The organism is Pseudoalteromonas sp. S3260 (assembly GCF_005886925.1).
GTDB lineage: Bacteria > Pseudomonadota > Gammaproteobacteria > Enterobacterales > Alteromonadaceae > Pseudoalteromonas > Pseudoalteromonas tetraodonis.
The window spans coordinates 1-1,324 of sequence record NZ_PNCV01000028.1; the positions used below are offsets into that span (position 1 = coordinate 1).

General features: G+C 40.4%; 2 protein-coding genes. One reads left to right on the forward strand and one right to left on the reverse strand.

Annotation, left to right across the window (positions count from 1 at the left end; genetic code table 11):
• Positions 1–206: 206 nt before the first annotated feature.
• A complete protein-coding gene (locus CWC14_RS05105; RefSeq protein WP_138561668.1) occupies positions 207–1,055 on the reverse strand; it encodes a substrate-binding periplasmic protein in 849 nt (282 codons plus the stop codon).
• A 67-nt stretch (positions 1,056–1,122) separates the two neighbouring features.
• On the opposite strand from CWC14_RS05105, the gene CWC14_RS19135 reads away from it, so the two are divergent.
• Positions 1,123–1,287 carry a hypothetical protein gene (locus CWC14_RS19135; protein WP_171036828.1) on the forward strand — a complete coding sequence of 55 codons (165 nt, stop codon included), beginning with the start codon at positions 1,123–1,125 and terminating at the stop codon, positions 1,285–1,287.
• Positions 1,288–1,324 lie beyond the last annotated feature (37 nt).

Below are 1,324 nucleotides of genomic sequence, written 5' to 3' on the forward strand. Positions count from 1 at the left end.
AACTTAAAAATTATTTGAACACAAAGAAGACAACGGGCTTCGTTCTTTTGCTAAAACCTAAAACCTAAAACCTAAAACCTAAAACCTAAAACCTAAAACCTAAAACCTAAAACCTAAAACCTAAAACCTAAAACCTAAAACCTAGCTCGTAGCCCGAAACCCGCGTTCCAAACATAAAACGCGCGGCATAAAGTCCTGCCTACAGGTTAGTCGGCCAGGGCGCTATTTGCGGGTTGATAAGCGCCATTATCTAACGCATCAAAGTAGGCTTGGTAGCGGCCGTTTTGTTTAAATTTAAGTAATTGCTGGTTAAATATTTCAAGCCGCTGTTCACTGCGTGGGTTATTTTTAGGGAACATCACAAAGCTTTTATTGATTAATAGTGGCCTTGGGTGGTGCACAATGCCATTTTTTATTGTCGGTTTTTGCCCTGCTAATATGTGATAGCCTACGCTTTGCTCTTCGGCAAAGGCATCAATGCGGCCCATAGCTAAACGCTGAAAATTTTGCTCTGTTGTACTTACACGCGACATATCGAACAAGCCTTCATCAGCTGCTTTATCAAACTCTTTGCCGTAACTATAGGCAAGCCCACCTCCTAGTAATAAGCCTTTTAAATCACTGAGTTTTTGCCAGTTAAACGGGCGTTGTTTATGATAAAAAAATACAAAACGCTCGTTTAGCACTGGCTCACTGTAAAAATAATCCTCAGTACGTTGTTGTTCAAACATCCATACCGCAGTGGCTGCATATTTGTCATTAATGGTGTCGTGGTAAGCGCGCGGCCACGGTAAAAAGGTAAAGTTAACTTTAATGTTGGCTTGTGCAAATATATCGGTAATTAAATGCGCAACCACGCCTTTGTGAGGCAACGATTCGCTTAAAAAAGGCGGCCATTCGCCCGTACTTATATTTAAAGTAGTGGTATGTGTGGGCTGTTCGTTTTTGGGTTGAATTGCTTCAATTGCGTTACTGTAATCACTCACTAAAGCCATCAGACAAAAAGATGCGGTAAAAATAAGGTATCTTAATTTAGCTGATAACATCACATGCATATGTATAGTTTACTCCTTCTTAGCCATTAGGTTGTGACCGGTGCTGTTTAAAAAGTAGACTATTGTAGTGAGTGAAACTGAATGCACGCTTAAACTAGAACAGTCGGCAATAATACTTAATCATTTTACGGGGCTAAACGTGTCGCTACCTGCGTTAAAAAACTCTCATTACGACTGCATGGATGCAGAAGGTAGAGCAATGCAGGAGCAATTGCTGAGAACAACTAAATAGCAAATTTTTTGCCTAGCTAACCTGAACTCTGGTTAAG

Coding starts and splice junctions, on each gene's coding strand:
- CWC14_RS05105 (WP_138561668.1), bottom strand. CDS start 1,055: ATGCATGTGATGTTATCAGCTAAATTAAGATACCTTATTTTTACCGCA.